At 46.3% G+C, this 19,453-nt stretch carries 17 protein-coding genes and 1 riboswitch; of the genes, 7 read left to right on the top strand and 10 right to left on the bottom strand.

The features are described from left to right. Window positions 1-143 precede the first annotated feature (143 nt). The 7 genes from QUA40_RS16855 to QUA40_RS16825 form a co-directional block, all read right to left on the bottom strand. The gene (locus QUA40_RS16855; RefSeq protein ID WP_333127765.1) at window positions 144-1,520 is read right to left on the bottom strand and encodes a WD40 repeat domain-containing protein; all 1,377 of its coding nucleotides are present in this window, start codon (window positions 1,518-1,520) and stop codon (window positions 144-146) included. Between the two features lie 102 nt (window positions 1,521-1,622). Next, entirely contained in the window at window positions 1,623-2,201 is a 579-nt protein-coding gene (locus tag QUA40_RS16850; RefSeq protein ID WP_333127763.1) for a ferric reductase-like transmembrane domain-containing protein, read from the bottom strand. Window positions 2,202-2,478: 277 nt separating this feature from the next. After that, window positions 2,479-4,656, bottom strand: a complete 2,178-nt coding sequence (locus QUA40_RS16845) for a flotillin family protein (RefSeq protein WP_333127761.1) — start codon at window positions 4,654-4,656, stop codon at window positions 2,479-2,481. A 139-nt stretch (window positions 4,657-4,795) separates the two neighbouring features. After that, window positions 4,796-4,966 carry a LuxR C-terminal-related transcriptional regulator gene (locus tag QUA40_RS16840; RefSeq protein WP_333127759.1) on the bottom strand — a complete coding sequence of 57 codons (171 nt, stop codon included), beginning with the start codon at window positions 4,964-4,966 and terminating at the stop codon, window positions 4,796-4,798. A 133-nt stretch (window positions 4,967-5,099) separates the two neighbouring features. Next, window positions 5,100-5,522 carry a response regulator transcription factor gene (locus QUA40_RS16835; RefSeq protein WP_333127771.1) on the bottom strand — a complete coding sequence of 141 codons (423 nt, stop codon included), beginning with the start codon at window positions 5,520-5,522 and terminating at the stop codon, window positions 5,100-5,102. A gap of 168 nt (window positions 5,523-5,690) precedes the next feature. Continuing rightward, window positions 5,691-8,042 (bottom strand): PhoX family phosphatase, encoded by a 2,352-nt coding sequence (locus QUA40_RS16830; protein ID WP_333127757.1) that lies wholly within the window; start codon window positions 8,040-8,042, stop codon window positions 5,691-5,693. Window positions 8,043-8,323: 281 nt separating this feature from the next. Then, a complete protein-coding gene (locus tag QUA40_RS16825; protein ID WP_333127755.1) occupies window positions 8,324-8,791 on the bottom strand; it encodes a hypothetical protein in 468 nt (155 codons plus the stop codon). 276 nt (window positions 8,792-9,067) lie between these two features. On the opposite strand from QUA40_RS16825, the gene folK reads away from it, so the two are divergent. The 4 genes from folK to QUA40_RS16805 all read left to right on the top strand — a co-directional run bounded on the left by folK (window position 9,068) and on the right by QUA40_RS16805 (window position 12,514). Continuing rightward, window positions 9,068-9,556, top strand: a complete 489-nt coding sequence (folK, locus tag QUA40_RS16820) for a 2-amino-4-hydroxy-6-hydroxymethyldihydropteridine diphosphokinase (protein ID WP_333127753.1) — start codon at window positions 9,068-9,070, stop codon at window positions 9,554-9,556. 78 nt (window positions 9,557-9,634) lie between these two features. Continuing rightward, complete coding sequence (locus tag QUA40_RS16815) at window positions 9,635-10,183, top strand: NUDIX hydrolase (RefSeq protein WP_333127769.1); 549 nt, start codon at window positions 9,635-9,637, stop codon at window positions 10,181-10,183. Between the two features lie 127 nt (window positions 10,184-10,310). Beyond that, on the top strand, window positions 10,311-11,762 hold the full coding sequence (locus tag QUA40_RS16810; protein ID WP_333127751.1) for an FAD-binding domain-containing protein: 1,452 nt from the start codon (window positions 10,311-10,313) through the stop codon (window positions 11,760-11,762). Window positions 11,763-11,866: 104 nt separating this feature from the next. Continuing rightward, window positions 11,867-12,514 carry a Uma2 family endonuclease gene (locus tag QUA40_RS16805; protein ID WP_333127749.1) on the top strand — a complete coding sequence of 216 codons (648 nt, stop codon included), beginning with the start codon at window positions 11,867-11,869 and terminating at the stop codon, window positions 12,512-12,514. A gap of 102 nt (window positions 12,515-12,616) precedes the next feature. Here the strand turns inward: QUA40_RS16805 and QUA40_RS16800 are convergent, their stop codons facing one another. Beyond that, window positions 12,617-13,066 (bottom strand): hypothetical protein, encoded by a 450-nt coding sequence (locus QUA40_RS16800; RefSeq protein WP_333127747.1) that lies wholly within the window; start codon window positions 13,064-13,066, stop codon window positions 12,617-12,619. A gap of 97 nt (window positions 13,067-13,163) precedes the next feature. Here QUA40_RS16800 and QUA40_RS16795 point away from each other — a divergent pair, with 97 nt between their 5' ends. From QUA40_RS16795 to QUA40_RS16785, 3 genes are read left to right on the top strand one after another with little or no spacing between them, the layout of a single operon-like run. Then, entirely contained in the window at window positions 13,164-13,490 is a 327-nt protein-coding gene (locus QUA40_RS16795; RefSeq protein ID WP_333127745.1) for a hypothetical protein, read from the top strand. 15 nt (window positions 13,491-13,505) lie between these two features. Beyond that, window positions 13,506-15,638 carry a pentapeptide repeat-containing protein gene (locus QUA40_RS16790; protein ID WP_333127743.1) on the top strand — a complete coding sequence of 711 codons (2,133 nt, stop codon included), beginning with the start codon at window positions 13,506-13,508 and terminating at the stop codon, window positions 15,636-15,638. A gap of 57 nt (window positions 15,639-15,695) precedes the next feature. Beyond that, window positions 15,696-16,028 (top strand): DUF2834 domain-containing protein, encoded by a 333-nt coding sequence (locus tag QUA40_RS16785; protein WP_333127741.1) that lies wholly within the window; start codon window positions 15,696-15,698, stop codon window positions 16,026-16,028. A 401-nt stretch (window positions 16,029-16,429) separates the two neighbouring features. Here the strand turns inward: QUA40_RS16785 and QUA40_RS16780 are convergent, their stop codons facing one another. After that, a complete protein-coding gene (locus tag QUA40_RS16780) occupies window positions 16,430-18,010 on the bottom strand; it encodes an FAD-dependent oxidoreductase (protein WP_333127739.1) in 1,581 nt (526 codons plus the stop codon). 242 nt (window positions 18,011-18,252) lie between these two features. Next, window positions 18,253-19,035 (bottom strand): Uma2 family endonuclease, encoded by a 783-nt coding sequence (locus tag QUA40_RS16775; protein ID WP_333127737.1) that lies wholly within the window; start codon window positions 19,033-19,035, stop codon window positions 18,253-18,255. Between the two features lie 233 nt (window positions 19,036-19,268). Beyond that, window positions 19,269-19,415: riboswitch (cobalamin riboswitch) on the top strand. Window positions 19,416-19,453: the final 38 nt, after the last annotated feature.

The following is a 19,453-nucleotide window of genomic DNA, read 5'->3' as shown; positions in this document are numbered from 1 at the left end:
ACTTTTTTTGGCATGGCTATTTTTGCTCGATTTTTTCAGCAATTATAACAGACCTATGACAACCGGATTCCGTATCAGAAGAGAATAACCGACCTCGCTTCAGTAATTTAAAACATTTTAATTTCAGATAATTTGTGAGATAATTAGTATGAGTAATCCCACCCTTTCCACGGGCTGATCTCAAGCACCCCAGAGGGTTTGAACACTACCTTAAACCGACTAAAATGCTTTGGTTGAGGAGCAACTTTACGAAAGGAAGAAAGAGAAACTTCTTGAATAAAATCACCCGCTGCTTGGTTCAGCGGCTGATAATCTGTAATTACCCCTTCTTCATTCACTGCAACCCGATAAACTAATGAAGTGTTGAAGCTGGGAGTCGAGCGCCAACTATTGTCAATTTTGTCGTAAAGTTTCCGGTTCAACTGTGCAATTTCACCGGGGGAGATAATTTCCGAAGGTGCTGCCTCTACCTCTGGCGCTGGAGAGTTAACCTGAGTCGCAAGCGGGGCAGGTACAGGCCAAAGCTTAATAGTTTCATCTGCGCTGCCGCTGGCTAAGACAGTATCTTGAGAACTAAAAGCGACTGACCAAACTGGCTTAGAATGCTCCGCAAAATTTGTCATCAGTTCACCTGTTTTCAAGTTCCACAGCTTGATAGTTTTGTCGTAGCTGCCACTAGCTAAAGCCTGTCCATCCGGGCTAAAAGCAACTGAGAGCACCGGGCCGGAATGCCCTGTTAATGTGTGCATAACTTTGCCATTTTTAAACTGCCACAGCTTAACAGTTTTATCCGCACTGCCACTAGCTAAAGTTTTCCCGTCAGGACTGAAAGCAACTGAGAGCACCGGCCCGGAATGCCCAGTCAGGGTGTAATTGCCACCATCATCAAGCCACCAGATCTTAATAGTTCCATCCTCGCTGCCGGTGGCTAAAATTTTACTGTCTGGGCTAAAAGCGACAGATTGAATCCAGTCTGTATCTTGAAGTGTGCCCAGGAGTTTGCCCTCGGGAAACTTCCACAGTTTTACAGTTTTGTCGGTACTGCCAGAAGCGAGTAACCTTCCATCAGGACTGATACTTATTGCCTTGACATCATCCGCATGACCTTTCAAGGTATTGATGAGGATACCAGTTTTGAGATTCCACAATTTAATTCGGTTATCCCAACTCCCGCTAGCCAGAAGATTGCCATCAGGACTGATGGCGAGGGATTCAATTGCATCGGTATGTGCTTTTATGGTGTAAAGTAATTTGCCGGTTTGCAAGTTCCAGATTTTGATAATGCCGCCATAACAGCCGCTGGCTAAAGTTTTGCCGTCTGGGCTGAGTGCGATCGCGTAAATCCACCCTGAATTCTCTTTAAAACTGCTGGAAGATTGAGTGAACAACCCCGATTTAAACTGAGATAGAGTTGTTTCCGATTCCGAAAGCGACCTAGACCAGCCGATGCCGGCCGCAGTTACAACTGCTATTAATGTCAAAGCTGTTGAAACTTTCCATTTAAATGCTTTTGATCTCATAAATATGGCCTCCACAACTCAGTTTATGTAAAATAAACTCCCCGATTTAAAGCCCAGAAATTTATCGAGGAGGTTTCGGCGACATTCTACGTTTAAAAAAGGCTATCCAACCCTCTGGTTTCGCCCTGTTACTTTGCCTTCTTTTGGCTGATTTTTTTGTTGTCTAGATTGGCGCTCCATCAAGACTCGACCGAGGAATAAAACTATTGTGGCGGTTATAGCTGCAATTCCAACAGGGGTTAAATATGTCCAGTGACCTGCCATTTTATCCCAGATATGCCAGGTTACTAAAAACATAGCAAGGTAAGTGAGAATCTGCAATTTTTTCCAATTTTTTTTGAGTCTTTTCACACTCCAATCGTTAGAGGTGATAGCCAAAAGAGTTAAAATAATGAAGCTTGATACTCCCTGGAAGTAAACAAAATAAGTTTTGATATCAAAGATATCAAAGTTTCTTTGTTTGAAAAAAATGAATCCGTGAAGTACAGCTAAAAAGAAAGAAAGCAGACCAATGACGCGGCGATATTTCAGCAGCCATTGGGGAAAGCCTGTTTTTTTTGTGAGAGGAAAAACTATTCTCAAATTTGTGGGAAGCAGTGTGAGAATATAGGCTGTTAAGGCCGCGAACCCCAGGAGACTCGCCTGAGAAAATGTATCTAAATCCATCGTTAAAAGTTGCATAAATTACTCTCATTGCTAAATAGGTAAACTTTAATTCTACCTAACGTAGCACTGGGAAATCGCTATGTCAATTAACCTTTAAGTTGATAAAAAGTTTTCGCAAAAATAGCTGAGCTGGTTAAAAGTTGAGTTAAAAACTAAATCCAATGTCAGCTAATGCTGACATTGGATTGAGGAGATTACCTGAACTTTGGGCTAGGTATGGTGCCAAACTACAAACGGGTAATACCCCGTTTCAATAACATAGGACTGAAGTTCTCGCTACAAACTGCACAGCCTAACTAAAAGATCGATCGTCAAACGGCAATTCATCAAATCGCGAATCAATATCAGACTCAGAATTGGCAACAGGCGAATTAGCGCGAGATTCCGGCGGCTTTGCTGAATGCACCTTTGCTACTGGTAACTTTGTCGCAGATTCCAAAACAGTCGGCTCGGATTTCTGTAAATTAAGTAACGGTAACTCCCCGCCATTTTCTCCATTTTTGCTCGTTTGATTCCACATCATCATTCCCAGCAAACCATCCACCAAACCACCACCGCTACCGTTGCCTGTTACCGCAACATCCGGCACAACTCGCACGTGGCGATCGCCTATAATTTGCATTAACTGCAAAGCCGTATAACCGGAACCTCCCAAAGCCACAACACCCGCGCGATAAGCTTCAGCTTGAGCATTTCCCTTCACCCGAATCGACTCAGCTTCGCCTTGAGCTTGTTTCACCTGAGAATTCGCTTTCAACTCAGAAATCTTCACGCCTTGTTCGGATTTCACCATCTCTTGTTGAATCTCTGCCAGCGCCGTTTCCCGCACCAATTGTTGCCGCTGAGTTTGTGCTACTTGCTGCACCTCATAAGTCTTGCACTGTTCCTCAGCAATTTTGCGATCGGTTTGAGTTTGCATCAACTCTGCAGGTGGCAAAATATCCCCGATTAAAGTATCAATTGCTTGCACGTCGTAGGTACGCAAAGCTGCTTTGATATACTCGGCGGCTTCCGCTTGCCTGCCGCTTCTTGCGGAGAGAAAATCTAATACAGAATAAGCTTGAGCCGAATTGCGGAAATAATTCCCGATTGTCGGCTGCAAAACGTGGTCTACTAAATTCTGCATCGAACCCACGCGAGAGATAACTTTTGGAGCATCCAAGGCTCCAACGTGAATAATCTGAGCTACTTCTAAATCAAAGGCGAAACCATCTTGAGAACGCACGGTTAAAGACGAAAGTTTAGAATCGTAACTGTGCCTTTCTGTTTTGCCAGACCAATTCAATACTATATTAGTAGTAGGCACTAACTCTACTTTCAAAATGCGCGTATTCAGCGGATGTTTGCCTGGATAAAGAGGAGTTACCCAAACCCCTTTATTACCGACATTTACTAAATTTCCGTGAGTAAAAGCAGCGCCGCTCACATCTTCTGAGGTTTTGCCGACATAAGAAATCACCGCGCCCACATAGCCGATCGGGATTTCGGTCATCGCCACTTGGTCAACCCCGACAAACCAAGGATTTAAGTTCCACGAACCGGAAAGCAAAACCTGTTCCTGCAAACCGCGCCGCCCGCCGGCGGCGATAAATTTTTGCGCGTTTTGGAAGTTGTCGTGATTCGGAATAATCGGGCCGGCAATTTCGCCATCTTGAATCGGAACGCCATCAAAAGTTGTGACTATTCCCACTTTATCTGGGGCGATTTTGTACAGCTTTAATAGTTCGGCTGTCATCCCGTGTTTGGCAGCATTTGCCGCTGTAATTACTGTAAATAATGCTGTATTAATTCGATAGCTACCGCCAGTCACGATACCTAGTTGTCTACCTTTTTCGCCGCCGCCTTTGAGGAATTTGCGAGCATCTTGAAAATTGTCGCATTCTGTGATTTGGCCGAGGATGCGCTGCGGCGGAATTGACTGACCACCTGCTGCGATAATGAGAGCAATTTCACCTTGGGGAACTACAGTCAGAGACTCTTTGCGAACGTTGTACTGCAAAGGCCAATAACCCCAGTGCCAACCGGGGGGCAAAGTATCAGCTTGATATCCAGCTTCTCCGTTTAAGGCAATTAAATCTCCGGGGGGTAAAGAGTTGCCGCCGAAGCTAAACTTTTTACTAACAATGCCCACTTCCCGATCGCCAATTACTACCAATCCGCCAAAAAATAATGGTAGCACCAGAATAATTATCATACCGCCGATCGCGATCGGGATAAATCCGCCCGGAGCGAGCTGCATTGTCTGCACGGGAACAGTGCTGCGTAACTGCCCTAGCTGCAAGCTAGAATCAAGTTTTGTGGCTAGCTGAGTCGAGGTTTGATTTGCGGGGGGGATATTGCTAGCGGCTAATACCGGCGAGGGTTTCAAACTGGTTATTGCACTAAGAGCTAAAGACGCCGAAACAGCGGCTGCAAACTGTTTTAAAACGTGAACTTTGACTTGAGACTTGGGCAAAAGTGAATAAAGCATTTTTTTGATAAGGGCTAATTTGTCCTATGAGCTCCAGCTTAGCCTCGATCCCAAGTTTTGACGTAAAACTTAAGGTCTTATTTATCATGATTGGCCCTCATAATAGTCATATTTATCAGTAAAAATACAGATAATTAAACTACAGGCTGACAATCCCGCGTTTTAATGCGGAAATCGCGGGCTGCGTACGATCGCTAACTCCCATCTTGCTCAAAATATTGTTGATGTGAAACTTGACGGTGCTTTCGCTGATGTGCAGAACTTTACTAGACCTCTTGCAAAAATAATTAGGACGGGCTCTCCGGCCCATCCCACAAGAGTTATTTTTTCTTGTGGGATGGGACGGGCTCTCCGGCCCATCAATTGATGAAAAGGATTTTTGCAAGAGGTCTACTAATTTCGTGGTTGCTTTTACCAGCGACTATGAGGCGAATGACTTGTAATTAGCGATCGCTCAATTCAGGCCCACTCAGGCGATCGGCCAACTTAACACCCACTGCCAGCGGAATGTACTTTTTACCCTCAAAAACAGCCCGAATTGCTGCTAAAAGCTCCTCTGGTTCCGCATCCTTAAGCAGATAGCCCTTAGCACCCGCTTGCAATCCGCGATAGATGTTTTCATCGCCGTCATAAGTCGTCAGCAGGACAATCCGGCCACTGGGAAACTCCGCACAAATCGCAGCAATGGCGGCGACTCCATCCATCACCGGCATCCGCAAATCCATCAGCGTTACATCGGGCTGAGGTTGGCGAAACATAGTAACAGCTTCCTGCCCGTTGCTTGCTTGCGCCATAACTTTAACATCTGATTCATGATCCAGCAGCGCCACTAAACCTTGCCGCACAATATAATGATCGTCAGCAATTCAAACACGAATAATATTTGACTGGTTAATGTCGATCGCCTCATCATTCTCAAAAAAAGCGCAATTATCTGACTTGAACTCAGATAATTGCGCTTTGTTAATTCCCCAACAGGGCAAACCCATCAGGAAGATGATTCTTGTGACAGTTCAAACTGCGAAATCCGCGCTCTAAACAAATTGGCCGGCTGGGGTCGATCGCACGCGGCGAATCCCAATCACCGACGGCAGCGGCGAACGACGCCTGTCATTCTCAATATTACTCGGCCACAAACTGCCGCGAGAAACACTACGAGTCTGATTAAAAACCGCACCGTTCAAATCCAAAATTTCAATTTGCCGACTGAGTACAGTACCATCATCGATCGGGCAATCTTCCCCCGGATGCTGCACCGAAATCACCAGCGTATCTCCCACAAAAGTCGGCCCCGTCATTTCGCACCGATTCGGGCCGTGAGCAAACGGAACTACACTTCCCGCATTCGGCCCCGATGTCGGAATGTAAAACAGCCAATTGTTGCCGAAAACACCCGTAAAATCCGAGACATTTCCAGTTTTCGTGTGGTCGATCGCAGTCGGTTTCCCAGCAGCACCCACATCAAAACCGTTGTGGGTGCTCGTAGACATATCAGTCACGCCCCAAATATTGCCTTGAGGGTCAAAAACCAAATTGTCAACACTAGCAAATCCCGCCCCAGCTACTGCACCAGCTTCTCCACCTTGGGCAAAACGCTGCCAGCGGAAAGTCAAACCCGCACCGTCGGGACTGTCTTCAATTATTTTGTAAAGTCCTCCCGACTGCTGAGTGCTATTGAGTCCGGCAGTGTATTTAGCAACAGTAAAAATGCGAGAATCTGGATAGCCATCGCTTCCCGGTGCGCCATCAGTATAGGAAATGAAAACTTCCTTAGTAGTAGGATTAACTTCCAAATCTTCCGGCCGCGCCGTCGGAGTAGCGCCAATCAAATTAGCAGCTAAGAAAGCATCAACTAAAACCGCACCTTGACTGCTGTAGAAATTAGCAAGAGTTTTATTTCTGTAGCCGGGAAGTGCTGTTGCTTCATTAGTTGTATCTACTACAAAAGAACCGCCGTCTTCGGTTTGACCGGCAATTCCGGCGCGTTTCGGCAAGCGAGTATTTCCATCTCTTTGAGCTTTGCCAAAACTTGCCAATTCGGCCTCGGCAACTTTTTGGGGACTCACCGGATTTGTTTGGGTATTTAATGTTAGCGGCAGCCACCTTCCCGTACCGTTGCGGTTGTATTGGGCGACGTACAAAACGCCGTCTTCAAATAACCGGCTGTTGGTTTTATCTGCGGGATTTGTGACATTGCCGTTGCTGACAAATTTCCAGGTGTGTCCGCCGCGCCGATCGTCCCCCATGTACACTACTAACTTGCGTCCCGCTTCGGCGCGCATGGCGACGTTTTCGTGGCGGAAACGGCCTAAAGCGGTATGTTTGCGGGGGCGGAAACTGGCGTCTTGGGGATCGACTTCTACCATCCAGCCGTATTTTTCGCCGACTAAGCCGAATTCCTCACCGGTAGTGCCCTTGGGATAGCTGGTTTGGCCGCCGTTGGGTTTGATGTTTTCCTGAACTCCCACGAAGAATGCTTCGCTACCTTGGAAATTTTCTTCGGCGGAGAGGATTGTGCCCCAAGGGCTTGTGCCACCGGAACAGTTGTAGGCTGTACCGATGATGCGGTTGCCGAGTCCGTCGCTGTTGACTTGCGCGAAGACTTGCGTGGCTGCGGGGCCTGTACCTGTGAGGTAGTTGTTGTCGCCTTGTCTGGTTCCCCAGGAGGTGACATCTTTGTATTTGTCGGTACGCTGGCTGTTGATGCCGAGGCCGGAAAGTCCGTGGATACGGCGGTTGAGGGAGTCGCCGGCGATCGCCCCAAAGCGTCCATCAGCTTGTTTGGTAATGCGGACGATCGAACCGCCGAGATTGTACAGGAATTCGCCGAGGGTATCGCGATTCTTTACCGATAAGTCTATACCGAGGACGGCGCGATCGCTCGCCGGAAATGATGCCACATCTGACGGCGCTTCCGGCGCCAGTTTCGACATCGGGAAGGATACGTACTCGTGGTTAACCCAGAGATAACCGTCGTCATTGCTGCCGCGAAGACCTACAAAACCCGTGTAGTCGTTGTTGTAGCCGAAATAGTCTGCCGGATCGGGAAAAACTCGATCGCCCCAGCGGAGAATGACGTACCGTTCGTATTCTGGCGGCACAACCACATCGTCAACAACGCTGTAGCTGGTTAATTTAGTATTCTGGGAGGCCGTCATCACGGTGCCTTGTCCGTTTAGGCCCGTCGGCATGAAGCTGGACAATTCTTGATAAACTGGCAGCGGGTGAGGAAGTCTTAACGGAGTGAAAGATAGCGGCCCTACAACAGCTTCGGCCGAGGTGGAATTGATGCCGAATAGTCTTTGAGTTAGTTGAGGGGCAAGCACAGTGGTAGCTGCGCTGCTGCCGAAGAAAATTAGCAGTTGTCGGCGAGTTATTTTAGACATAAATTCCTTATTCTACCCAACATCCCTAATCAAATGATTCCGTATGCAACTTTATCACTGTTAAATTAAGGGAAGTTAACCTGAAGGTTAATTAAAATAGGGAGATATTTAGGTTAATAAAAAGTTAAATATTGTAATTGCCAACTGGTAATTGGGAATAGAGAGAGAGATTCAGGAAAAAATATCTATCCGTGTATCGGTGATTTCGGTGTCGTGCTGTTTGTTATTTGTTGTTTGCTACCAATGCCCGATGCCCGATGCCCGATGCCCAATGCCCGATTTCAATCATCTCGAAAACCCGGATCATTTTGTCGGGATGCTGATCGACTGGGCGCCGATACCTTAATCACTTGCGAAAACCCAGAATTTGCGGGCGAGATATTGTCCTCTCTGAATCCCAGCAGCAATTTAGCATCCGCAAAATATCTAGTCCACTGTTCGATTCTCGAATCTTTCTGCCAGTCGTGGCGGGATACTCTCGATCGCAAAACAGGAACTATTTGTCGGCTGCGATCGGCTGTAATGATGATTGTAACTTCTGTTAATGCCGGATTTTCTTGAAACTCGCGGGCGATCGACTCTTTCGCTAAATCTTCCGCCTGCTGCACTAAACTCGCAAAAGATTGACTGCCGCCCGAATCTAAGGTAAGGTAGCGCTCTTTGGTTTCAGCCAAAACTATCGATATACTTGCTGTTAAACTGATAATTGCTAGAATGACGGCCGACAATAAGCGTAGGTAAAAATTCATTATTTTTGAAACTAAATCCTAACATTTGTCAATCATACTTAATAAAATTTAACAGCCGGTTAAACTTAGATTAAAATAATATTTTGTGTTATCAGAATGCGCCAAAAATGCCGCCTTTAGGGGGAAAATTTGGCAAAAATACAACTTGTATGGGCGGGTTTTACCCGAAATAGTTTTAGGTATCAAAGGATATCGATAAACCCGCCCCGCCTTACTCTTCCCTCTTCCCTCTTCCCTCTTCCCTCTTCCCTCTTCCCTCTTCCCTCTTCCCTCTTTATGAAATCAACAAAATGTGCGATCGCCCTCGGTAGCAACTTAGGCGACTCCCTCGCCACGCTCAAAAGCGCGATTGTAACCCTCAACAACACCCCAGGAATAGCAGTAAAATCTAATTCAAGCTGGTATCAAACCGCCCCCGTCGGGCCGCCGCAACCCGATTACATCAACGCCTGTGCCATCCTAGAAGTGGCACTAGAACCCGAACAATTGCTAGCAGCTTTATTAGAAATTGAAATAAAATTTAATCGAATTCGCCGAGAAAAATGGGGGCCAAGAACCCTCGACCTAGATTTGCTGCTGTACGACAATTTAATCTTAGAAACTCCGACACTGACTCTACCTCATCCCCGGATGACCGAAAGAGGTTTTGTATTAGTACCTTTAGCAGAAATTGCCGCGGATTGGGTGCATCCGGTGACGAAAAGTACGATCGTCCAACTGCTGCAAACCGCAGACTGTTCCGGAGTGCAAAAATTGCCACTGTAAAAATTGAGCACTGTTTAAGGCTTGGATCGCCTATGATGTCTTAAATCAGTGCACTCTAACATTATTCGCTTCTTGCTTATGTCGATCGGTCAAGAACTACCCCAACTCCTCAAACAACGCCTATTTTACCAAGGGCGCAAATTTAACTTTGACGTAGCCACCCTCCGCCTGCCCAACGGTTCCGAAGGCGAGTGGGAATGTATTCGCCATCCGGGCGGAGCACTTGCAGTTCCCGTCACACCCGAAGGTAAACTCGTCTTGGTGCGACAATACCGCTTTGCCACAAAAGGGCGAATTTTAGAATTTCCCGCAGGTACAGTCGAAATCAATGAAAGCCCCGCCGAAACTATCAAACGCGAAATCGAAGAAGAAACCGGATATCGGGCCGGAAAATGGCAGAACTTAGGGCAATTTTTTCTCGCCCCCGGTTATTCCGACGAAATCATTTATGCTTTTTTAGCCCAAGATTTGGTCAAACTGGAAAAGCCGCCCGCACAAGACGAGGATGAAGACCTTGAAACAGTTTTATTCACCCCTGAAGAATTAGAAAAAGCTATTTTAGCTGGGGAACCAATTGATGCAAAATCTATTTCTAGCTTTTTCTTGGCACGTCCATTTTTGACTTAAATAGGACTGACGAAAAAAACCCGGTTTCTTATAAAAATCGTGCATCAAACCGATAAATCTTAGCTTAGAAACCGGGTTTTTGACCCCGCGCGTGTCCAGGAATGTAAAATCTAAAATCTAAAATCTAATGTCCGATCTAATTTTATTTTGGCACCGTCGCGACTTGCGTATTTCTGACAACATCGGACTGGCAGCAGCGCGCCAGCAAAGCCCGAAAGTAGTCGGGATTTTTTGTCTCGATCGCAATATCCTAAATCGCGATGACGTAGCGCCAGCTAGAGTCACCTACATGATCGGCTGCTTGCAAAAACTCTCCGGGCGTTACAGGGAAGCAGGCAGCCAATTGCTGATCATTCAAGATGACCCGATTTTAGGAATACCGAGATTAGCAACAGGTATAAATGCTCAAGCAGTATTTTGGAACTGGGATGTAGAACCCTACGCAAAACAGCGCGATCAGTCCGTATCAAACGCCCTCCAACAAGCAGGAATTCAAGTTCAAAATTTCTGGGATCAAGTCCTACACGCCCCTGATGAAATTCGCAGCGGTACAGGGACTCCCTACACAGTTTATACCCCATTTTGGAAAAAATGGAATAGTAAACCCAAAGCCCAACCAGTAGAGACACTGCCGATAACTTATCTGGAATTAATGAGCGGATTAACCGCCGACGAACAAGCAATCGCAAACGAAGCAGGTGCAATGGAAACAGTGCCAACTGCCTCTAGTTTGGGATTTATTTGGGAAAATCCATTAGTAATAGAACCCGGAGAAGATGCAGCGCAACAAAAATTAGAAGAATTTTGCGAGAGCGCAATTTACCAATATCAAGAACAGCGCAATTTCCCCGCAACTAACGGCACATCTCAACTCAGTGCAGCCCTCAAATTTGGTGCCATAGGCATCCGGACTGTTTGGCAAGCTACTCAGATAGTAATGGACACTTGCCACAGCGAAGAAGCGTCTACAAGCATCCAAACTTGGCAACAGGAAATAGCGTGGCGGGAATTTTACCAACACGCCATGTATAATTTCCCAGAATTAGCAGACGGCCCCTACCGTCAAGCATTCAAAGACTTTCCTTGGGAGAACGATGAAAAACTCTTTCAAGCTTGGTGTAAAGGCAAAACTGGCTATCCTATTATTGACGCGGCAATGCGGCAGTTAAATCAGATGGGTTGGATGCACAATCGCTGCCGCATGATAGTCGCCAGTTTCCTCACCAAAGATTTAATTATTAACTGGCAGTGGGGCGAAAAATACTTCATGCAAAAATTGATAGATGGCGACCTTTCTGCTAATAACGGCGGCTGGCAGTGGAGTGCTTCGAGCGGCATGGACCCGAAACCTTTGCGAATATTCAATCCGGCGAGTCAAGCTCAGAAATTTGACCCGGAAGGAGAATATATTCGGCACTGGGTTCCCGAATTGCGCCGCGTTGATACGAAACTTTTGCTAACAGGAAATATTTCGCCTTTAGAACGCAGACTTCTTCATTATCCCTCTCCAATCGTAGATCACAACCAGCAGCAACGCAAGTTTAAGGAACTTTACAGCCAGCAAAAAAACGCAGATTAGACTGCTCGATTGGTGGCGCTATTTATCAGTCAGGGGCGCACTGTGCACTCTAAAGTTACAAGATTGTATCAGTTATAATAAACTCAAATAAATCGGAGGTTGAGATGGTAACGCTGCAATTAAGGCAAATCAGTGTACCCCCAGGGCAGAGAGTGCTGTTCCATGATGTCAACTGGCAAGAATTTGAGGCAATTTTAGAAGAGTTGGGAGAACACCGTGGCTCTAGAATAGCTTACAGTCAAGGAACTTTGGAGATTAGGATGCCACTACCAGAACACGAGAAAGCTAAAATCATTATTGGCTATTTAGTAAAAATTTTGTTGGAGGAACTAGACATCGACTTTGAACCATTTGGCTCAACGACTTTCAAGCGAAAAAGTATGTTAAGAGGCATTGAACCTGATGAATGTTTTTACATCCAAAATTCCGCTTTAATGATTGGGAAAAAGCGCATCGACTTAAGTGTCGATCCGCCGCCGGATTTAGCAATTCAAGTGGATCTAACTTCCCAAACTCAACTGGACGCTTACGAGGCGCTGGGAGTACCTGAAATTTGGCGCTATGAAAATAACAAGCTTCAGATTAATGTGCTTCAAGATGGAAAATATGTTGAATCTGAAATTAGTCCGACTTTTCCCAATCTGCCAATTATTGAAGCTATTTCTCAATATTGCGAACAAAGTCAAACAGTGGGTACGAGTCAAACTCTCAGATTGTTTCGCAAGTGGGTTAGAGAGCAAATACAAAATTGATATGAAATCCCTATTCCCCGCACTGGCTGTCAGAAACCCGGCTTAGTTACGATCGCCAAAAAGCCATTTTCTCACAGCCAGCCTCCTAATTCGGTTGTATTTTTAATTTCGCTTTTGGGAAATAGAGAGAGAGTAAGGGTGTTGAGCTTGAGATCGATCGCCCACAAAAATAACATAAGTCCCCTTGTCCCCATAACCGGAAAATTCTACATTCCCCGCAGCAGCATTCGCCGGCAGGACGCAGAAACGTCCCCTCGGCCCCTGAATCATCAAACTCGGAGCTCCAGCGGTTTGTACTGCAATCCGCCAGTAAGGCAAATCCTGCGTTACTTCGATGACGTGGTTGGGTGCTTGGGAGACAAAACCGCAGTCGCCGCTATTGTTCGGGCCGCCGGAAACTCCAGAAACTCCCAGCGGTTCGGGAAATCCCGGAGCAATTTGTAGCGGTTGGCTCCGAAGGGCACCGGCATCCGCTAAAATCATTGCCAAGGCTAGGGTCACGATCGGGCTAAACCACAGTTTGCCGCGATCACCCGAATAATGGATCTTCATGTTTCCTCACACAATGGCATTTAGTTCTAGTTCTTTGACGGTAGGGGATAATGGCGGTTCCAAACACATTAATCTAAAATAACTTCCGAATTTTTTTATGAATCCTCAAAATAACTTCAATTGGCAGCAAGCGTTGGGAGAACTAAAAGCTAAAGTTGAACGATCGCCACTCATCACACAAAATCCAGACAGCTATCAAGCCGTCGGAACCTTCTACAATCAATTACTGGACAAGTTTCAAAAACTCCCCAAACCGGGGCAGGTGGCAGCCTTTGCCGTCGCAGCGATAATTGTCCTGACAGTCTTCAATAGCGTCGTACAGCTAATTTCAGCGCTGATGACTCTTGCCGTTCTGGGAGTGCTAATCTACATAGCGTATAAATTGGCAATTTCCCCCCAGTCCTCAAATACTAACGACAAATAATAGGAATTTCTAAATATGGCTAACCCCACCGCGCCCAGCGGCATCAATCAACCCGATCCGTCTTGGGAAACACAATCCAAGCAAATGCCACTGCTGGTTCGCAGGTGCGGCGCTTGGGCAGTGGAAATTTCGTTAATTGCGGCCAGCGCCTTCGTTCCCTTCAGTATCGGGGCATTGGTCAACAAGGAATCTCAAACCGTGCCGCTCAATTCCTCAGTAGCAGCAGCATCCGAAACCGTCGCCCGTACTTTGGGCATACCCGTGCGCGATCGCAGTCCCAGAGTCGCACCCCTAACTAATCTATTCTGGTCAGGGGCGCTGCTGGCACCGGCAGTTTTAGCGGGGTGGCAACTGTTTTTGCTCGCCAGAACCGGTCAAACTATCTCCAAACGCTGGTTCGGGGTCAAAGTTGTCACAGCGTCGGGCACTCCTCCGGGTTTTGGGCAAGTGCTAATTCGCGAAAGTTTAGGGCGCTGGGGAGTGCCTCTGGGCGTCGCTTACGGCATTTGGCGCTTGAGCGGTGCGTTTCCGGATTTGCTGATTTTAGGGGGGCTGAGCGGCTTGGCAGTGCTCGCAGACGGCGCTTTGGCATTGCGCTACAAACGGCAATCAGGACACGATCGCCTCGCGAATACTTTGGTCGTCAATGCTCGATCGAATCAACTGTCTGCCAATCCTGTCCAGAGTCCAGATTGGACTGAGGAAGACGCGCAGATTGCGGCTTTGGTTGTGACTCCGCAAAGCAGCCTGAAAGCAAATGCCAGTTTGTGGAATTGGATGCGCCAACATCCAGGCACAACTTTAGTGATAGTTACCATCGGCAGCGCGGGATTGATTTTAACTTTGTTTGTCGGCACTCTGATCTACACTCAAAGTCAAGCAAATTTGCGGGATTCCCGGCAGCGGAACGACGAATTATTTGTAGCTTTAGTTAGCAAATTATCTCCCACATCGGCTAGCGGGGCATCGGGCAGGCGATCGGCTATTTTGGCTTTGGGGGCCGTGGAAGACTCCCGCGCCGTACCCCTGCTAGCGGATTTGCTCGCTCAAGAAGACAACCGCGCCATGCTGGACGCGATCCAGCAAGCTTTAGTCAGTAGCGGCCCGAAAGCTTTGCCTGAGTTGCAGCGGTTGAATCAAGCTCTCAGCAACGACCTCGATTCCCTGCGCTTTGGCGGCAAGGCCCCGGAACGCGAGTTAGCGGCCGCCCGCCAGCGAACAGTACAAAGGGCGATCGGCAAAATTCTCACAGTGTATAGCACCCAACTCAACGGCGCGGATCTGAGCCGCACGGATTTAGCTCAAAGTCCTGCTGGCCCATCTCAGTTTACTTTAGTTTTAAACAAAGTTGACTTGTCAGGAATTAAGTTGAGAAATGCCAATTTAACCAATGCCAGCTTGCAGGGATCTCGCTTTTACGGCACCGGCGAAGACAGGCGTCCGGGTACATTTGATGATTGGATTTCTGACTTGAGTGGCGCTAATTTGGAAGGAGTAAATTTGGTCGGGGCGTCTTTGAACAGTGCTGTAATGAACCGCACTACTTTTGTGCGCGCTGTCATGAACAAAGCTAATTTGTCAAACGGCAACTTGAATTCAGCTAACTTTAGCAGTGCTATTTTAATTGGAGCGAATTTGCAGGAAGCACTGTTAAAAAATGCAAGTTTTACCGGGGCAGATATAGGAAGCGCGAATTTGTCGCGAGCGGATTTGTCGGGTGCGCGTTTGGGCAAAGTGAAGGCTCAAGGCGCTCAGTTGTCCTTGACAAATTTGTCTAAATCGGAATGGCAAGGTGCTGATTTGTCCGGTGCTGATTTGAGCGGCGCAAACTTACAAAATGCCGATTTGACTTCGACTAAACTCACGAACGTGAATTTCAAAGATGCTCGGTTGCAAGATGCGAATTTTCGGAATGCGGAGGTGAGTTCGGTTGATTTTAGGGGCGCGAATTTAGCGGGAGCGAATTTTAAAGGCGCTGTGTTTCTGGGGAAGGCAGCTTCGGATCAATTTATTCAAAGTCCGACTGGTAGTAAATCCGGTCGATTCCTAGGAGTTGATTTTGCAGAGGCTAAAAATTTAGATAAAAGTCAAATTGCTTACATTTGTTTGCAGGGGGGGATTCATCCGAAGTGCCCGCAGAAGAAGTAAGGATTGGTTGTTAGCGAGTAGGGTAATACAGTTGATCAAAGAACAGGTAGGGTAATTATGAGCGTTAAGCGAATCATTTATCTCATCCTAGCAGTTCTCGGGCTTGTGCCGCCTTGGTACTATAACTTGCAGTTTTGTAGCAATGCTGGCTTGCTCGACTTTGTAAACGAGAGTTCGGCTAATCTTGCTGCGAAATCGGTAAGTTTAGATTTGTCGATCGCAACTGTAGCAGGAAGCACTTGGATGTACGCTGAGTCAAAACGATTGGATATAAGTTTTGTAGGGCTGTACATACTTCTGGGTGTGCTTGTTTCGTTTTCATGTGCTTTCCCGCTTTTCTTATTTGTGCGGGAAAGCAAGCTGGAAAAATCAAGCGAAGTCTCAAGTTGAAAAGTTGTTTAACAGCTTAGTGCCGCGCAGCACAATAATTAGGTGCAGGCGATGGAGTATTATATAATTTTCGGTAAAATCACCGTTATAGGTTTGTAGTGACGACGGAAGCCCTCACATTTTTATGAGGATTAAATTCCTCACTACAAACCAACGTGATGGTTGTCATTGAGGTAGCATAATACTAATAGTAATTTCACTCATTTTTTGCTAAAAACTTTTGGCTTTATTTTCGTTCCACCTACCCAAGTTACTACTGCATTGTTTATTGAAATTGCTATTATATCGTTTCCGGTTGTATCGGTATTTTTCACGGGTTCAAACAGTCCGTTGTCCCGAAAACATAATTTTAGTCAACAGTCAACAGTCAACAATCATGAGGACTGCCACCGGAATTTATATTACGCAATAGCATCCGAACTGGCCAGAGCCTCGAATTGCGCCAATAGCATGGCATCACCATTATTTGTAGTTCCAAAAATTTTAGGTAACTGGCCTGTTTCAGCGAGAACTTGTCTCACTTCTTGGTTAGATACATCGGCTAGATTTTTATTATTTAGAAGGGCATTAACCGCAGCAATACCCACGCCTTGACCAACTGCGGCGTTGAATTCCACAATTCTGCCGACAGAACAAGCAAACCCTTCAAATCCTGAACAAGGACTGACCACTGCCAGGTTAGGAACGTTTTTAATTAATGCGTGGCGGATGCCAATATTAAAGATAGGGTGTTTAAAACTCAGACTTTTAAACCATCCTAGACGAGTTGCTTGGTCGCGAATACCCTGGATGCCTCCCCGTACATCAAAATGATAGCTAAATGTTGCCAGTGCCTCATTAGCAGGTACGCCACCTAACAGCATTTGTGCGCCAGTTAAAGGTTCTACAACTCCCGTCACATTGCCAGCGTGTCTGATATAAATTTCTGAGGCATAAGTAACAGAATTAGCCCCCAAACTCTTTAGCCAAGTTGTAATAAATAACATCTCTCTTTGCATATTAGCTGTGGGTTTGCTCCCGCTTCTAGCTAAGGCTTCCGCTTCGCTGCCGGTGACTGCAAATAAAAGCGCATTCCAGGAAAGTCTGTCATTGGGAAGTATTGCTATATTTCCTTCATCTAAAATTACGCCTGTTTCAGAAAAAGATAGTTTTCTTCCTCTAAAAGAGTGGTAAGCTACAGACAGAGCCGGCGAGCGAACATCGATGTAATCGTTGCCCGCCCACAGAGTTTTGAGATTGCCTTGGGTGTCGATCATTTCCCGCCGGAGTTCTTCTGCTAGTTTGACATCCTTGTCGGCAGCGTACAGCAAAAATTTTTGACTCTCTGCATCGGCCAGGTTGGTAAAGCGTTTTAGATAAATATAATCGAATTCTTTCAGTGCTCTTGCACTGATTCCTTGGGTTTCAAAAACGAGGGTAACTGGAAGTTCTGAGTTAGGCAGACCAAATGTTTCAAATCCCTTCCGCTTTCTCACACCGGCAGCTTGAGCTAATTCGGCATTGACAGTGGCATCAATAAATTGCTTGCCGGCATAAACTATGCCTTTAGAGGTGGTTATAGTGGCAATTTTTTGGCCTTCTTTAGTGACTGATTGAATTTCTACTTTGCTGAGGAGATCGGCCCCAGCTTGTACCAGCATTTCTTTCAGCGCTGCACTGGCTTTGCGGGGGTCAAGTGCAATTGCGGTGACGCCGGATTTTTGTAAGAATTCTTTATAGATTGTCGCCGGTGAACCAAAGGTATCTAACTTTAAAGATTGTTGAAGTTCTTCACTAATCTGACTTCTATCTAAATAAGCAAGACCGCCTCTTACCAAATGGCCGCCAATCCCTTCTTGCAAGCTTGCTTTCGACATCAGCAGAATTCGCGGATAACGCTTTGTTCGGCGAAGATATTCTCTGGAGGCAGAGATAACAGCTAGAACTCCTGGAACTTCATCACCAAAACAGATGACATCGTAAGAACGCAGATCCATGACCATTATTTAATAACCTCTCCTGATTGTCATCTTTTCGAGCTGGATCTCAATGTTTGCCGTCAAACTCTCTGTTTTTTCCAAATCTAGCTGCATCTTTCCTGATTTTTGCGATAAATATTCACACATTTCTGGATGCACAAACCCGGTTTTTTCCAGAAAATCTTTCGTTGAGGGCGATCGATCTCGCTTGAAAAACCCGGTTTCTGAGTGTCCAGAGTGCCTCAGTTTTTTACTCTTGGCTGCAATTAGCTCAGATTATCAGGATCTATCCCCAACTCCCGCAATCGCTGAGCTAGTCGATCGGAACGTTCAGCCAATCGATCGGCACGCTGGGATTCCTGTTGGGCGCGCTGGGATTCCTGTTGGGCGCGCTGGGATTCCTGTTGGGCGCGCTGGGATTCCTGTTGGGCGCGCTGCGCTGATTCTTTCACCTGTTCTTCAGGAGTCAGATAACGTTTTCCATCGGCATCATACCAATACAACCACTCCCTGGTCACCCCAGAATAACTTCCCCTTTCACAACCAATCCCCAAACCAATTTCTGGCATCCAAACTGGATGTCCTGGCTGTAATTCATACTTCCCATTGACTAACTTGTGTACTTCCAAATGAGGTTTACGACGGCGGCGGGAAGAATAAATGACATAATACAGTACGCCTAAAGCTTGATAAGTCTCCAATTTTGTACTGTATTCCTTGCGATAAGTTGGGGAAACAACTTCCAGCACAAAAGTCGGCAGAACATTTTCATCCCACAGCACGTAACTGGGACGCAATTCTTCATCATAAAATCTTTCTACACCTAAACTCAAGAAAGCATCTGGGACAATGGGCGGTTCGTCAGGGTGATGATAAATACCCATATCAATGCCAAAAAACCAGTCCATGCGTTCTGCCCAAAGTATGAGCAATATTGCTTTTAACAACCCTGGTATTAATTCTTGCAGTTCGTTATCCACAGGCGTTTCATCTGAGTCTGGTAGTTCGTCGGCGGAGGGCAAGTTCCTCGGCAAGTTGTACTGTAACATTGCGGCTTTCCTCAAAACTCACTAATATTATACCGTGGATTTGTTGAGCGATAGTTGTTTATCTGGCTACAAACTCCTTGATAAATACTAAAAGAATATTTATTTAACGAACCGCGAAGGCGCGAAGGACGCTAAGGCAGAGAAAGAATAGAAGGAAGAAGATAGGTAATATCGACTGAGTTGATCTGAATGAATTTTTGTAAAATATTTGCTGAGACTTACGCGATCGACTAAACTATGTCTAACCAGTCGGTTCTAATGGGGAGCAGCCGTTAGAGGAAACGGGGAAAGTTCGGTGCAAGTCCGGCGCTGTCCCGCAACTGTAATGAGAGTCTTGTCGCTTTCTGAGTCAGAATGCCCGCCGATGTGTTAGTTTACATAGTCTCATCTGCGAGGTTCAGCGTGAAGGCCAGAAATC

Origin of the sequence: Microcoleus sp. Pol11C3 (assembly GCF_036701485.1) — a bacterium.
Taxonomy (GTDB): Bacteria; Cyanobacteriota; Cyanobacteriia; order Cyanobacteriales; family Microcoleaceae; genus Microcoleus.
Note: the sequence above shows the minus strand (reverse complement) of the source record. Positions and strands in the feature narration are given on the sequence as shown.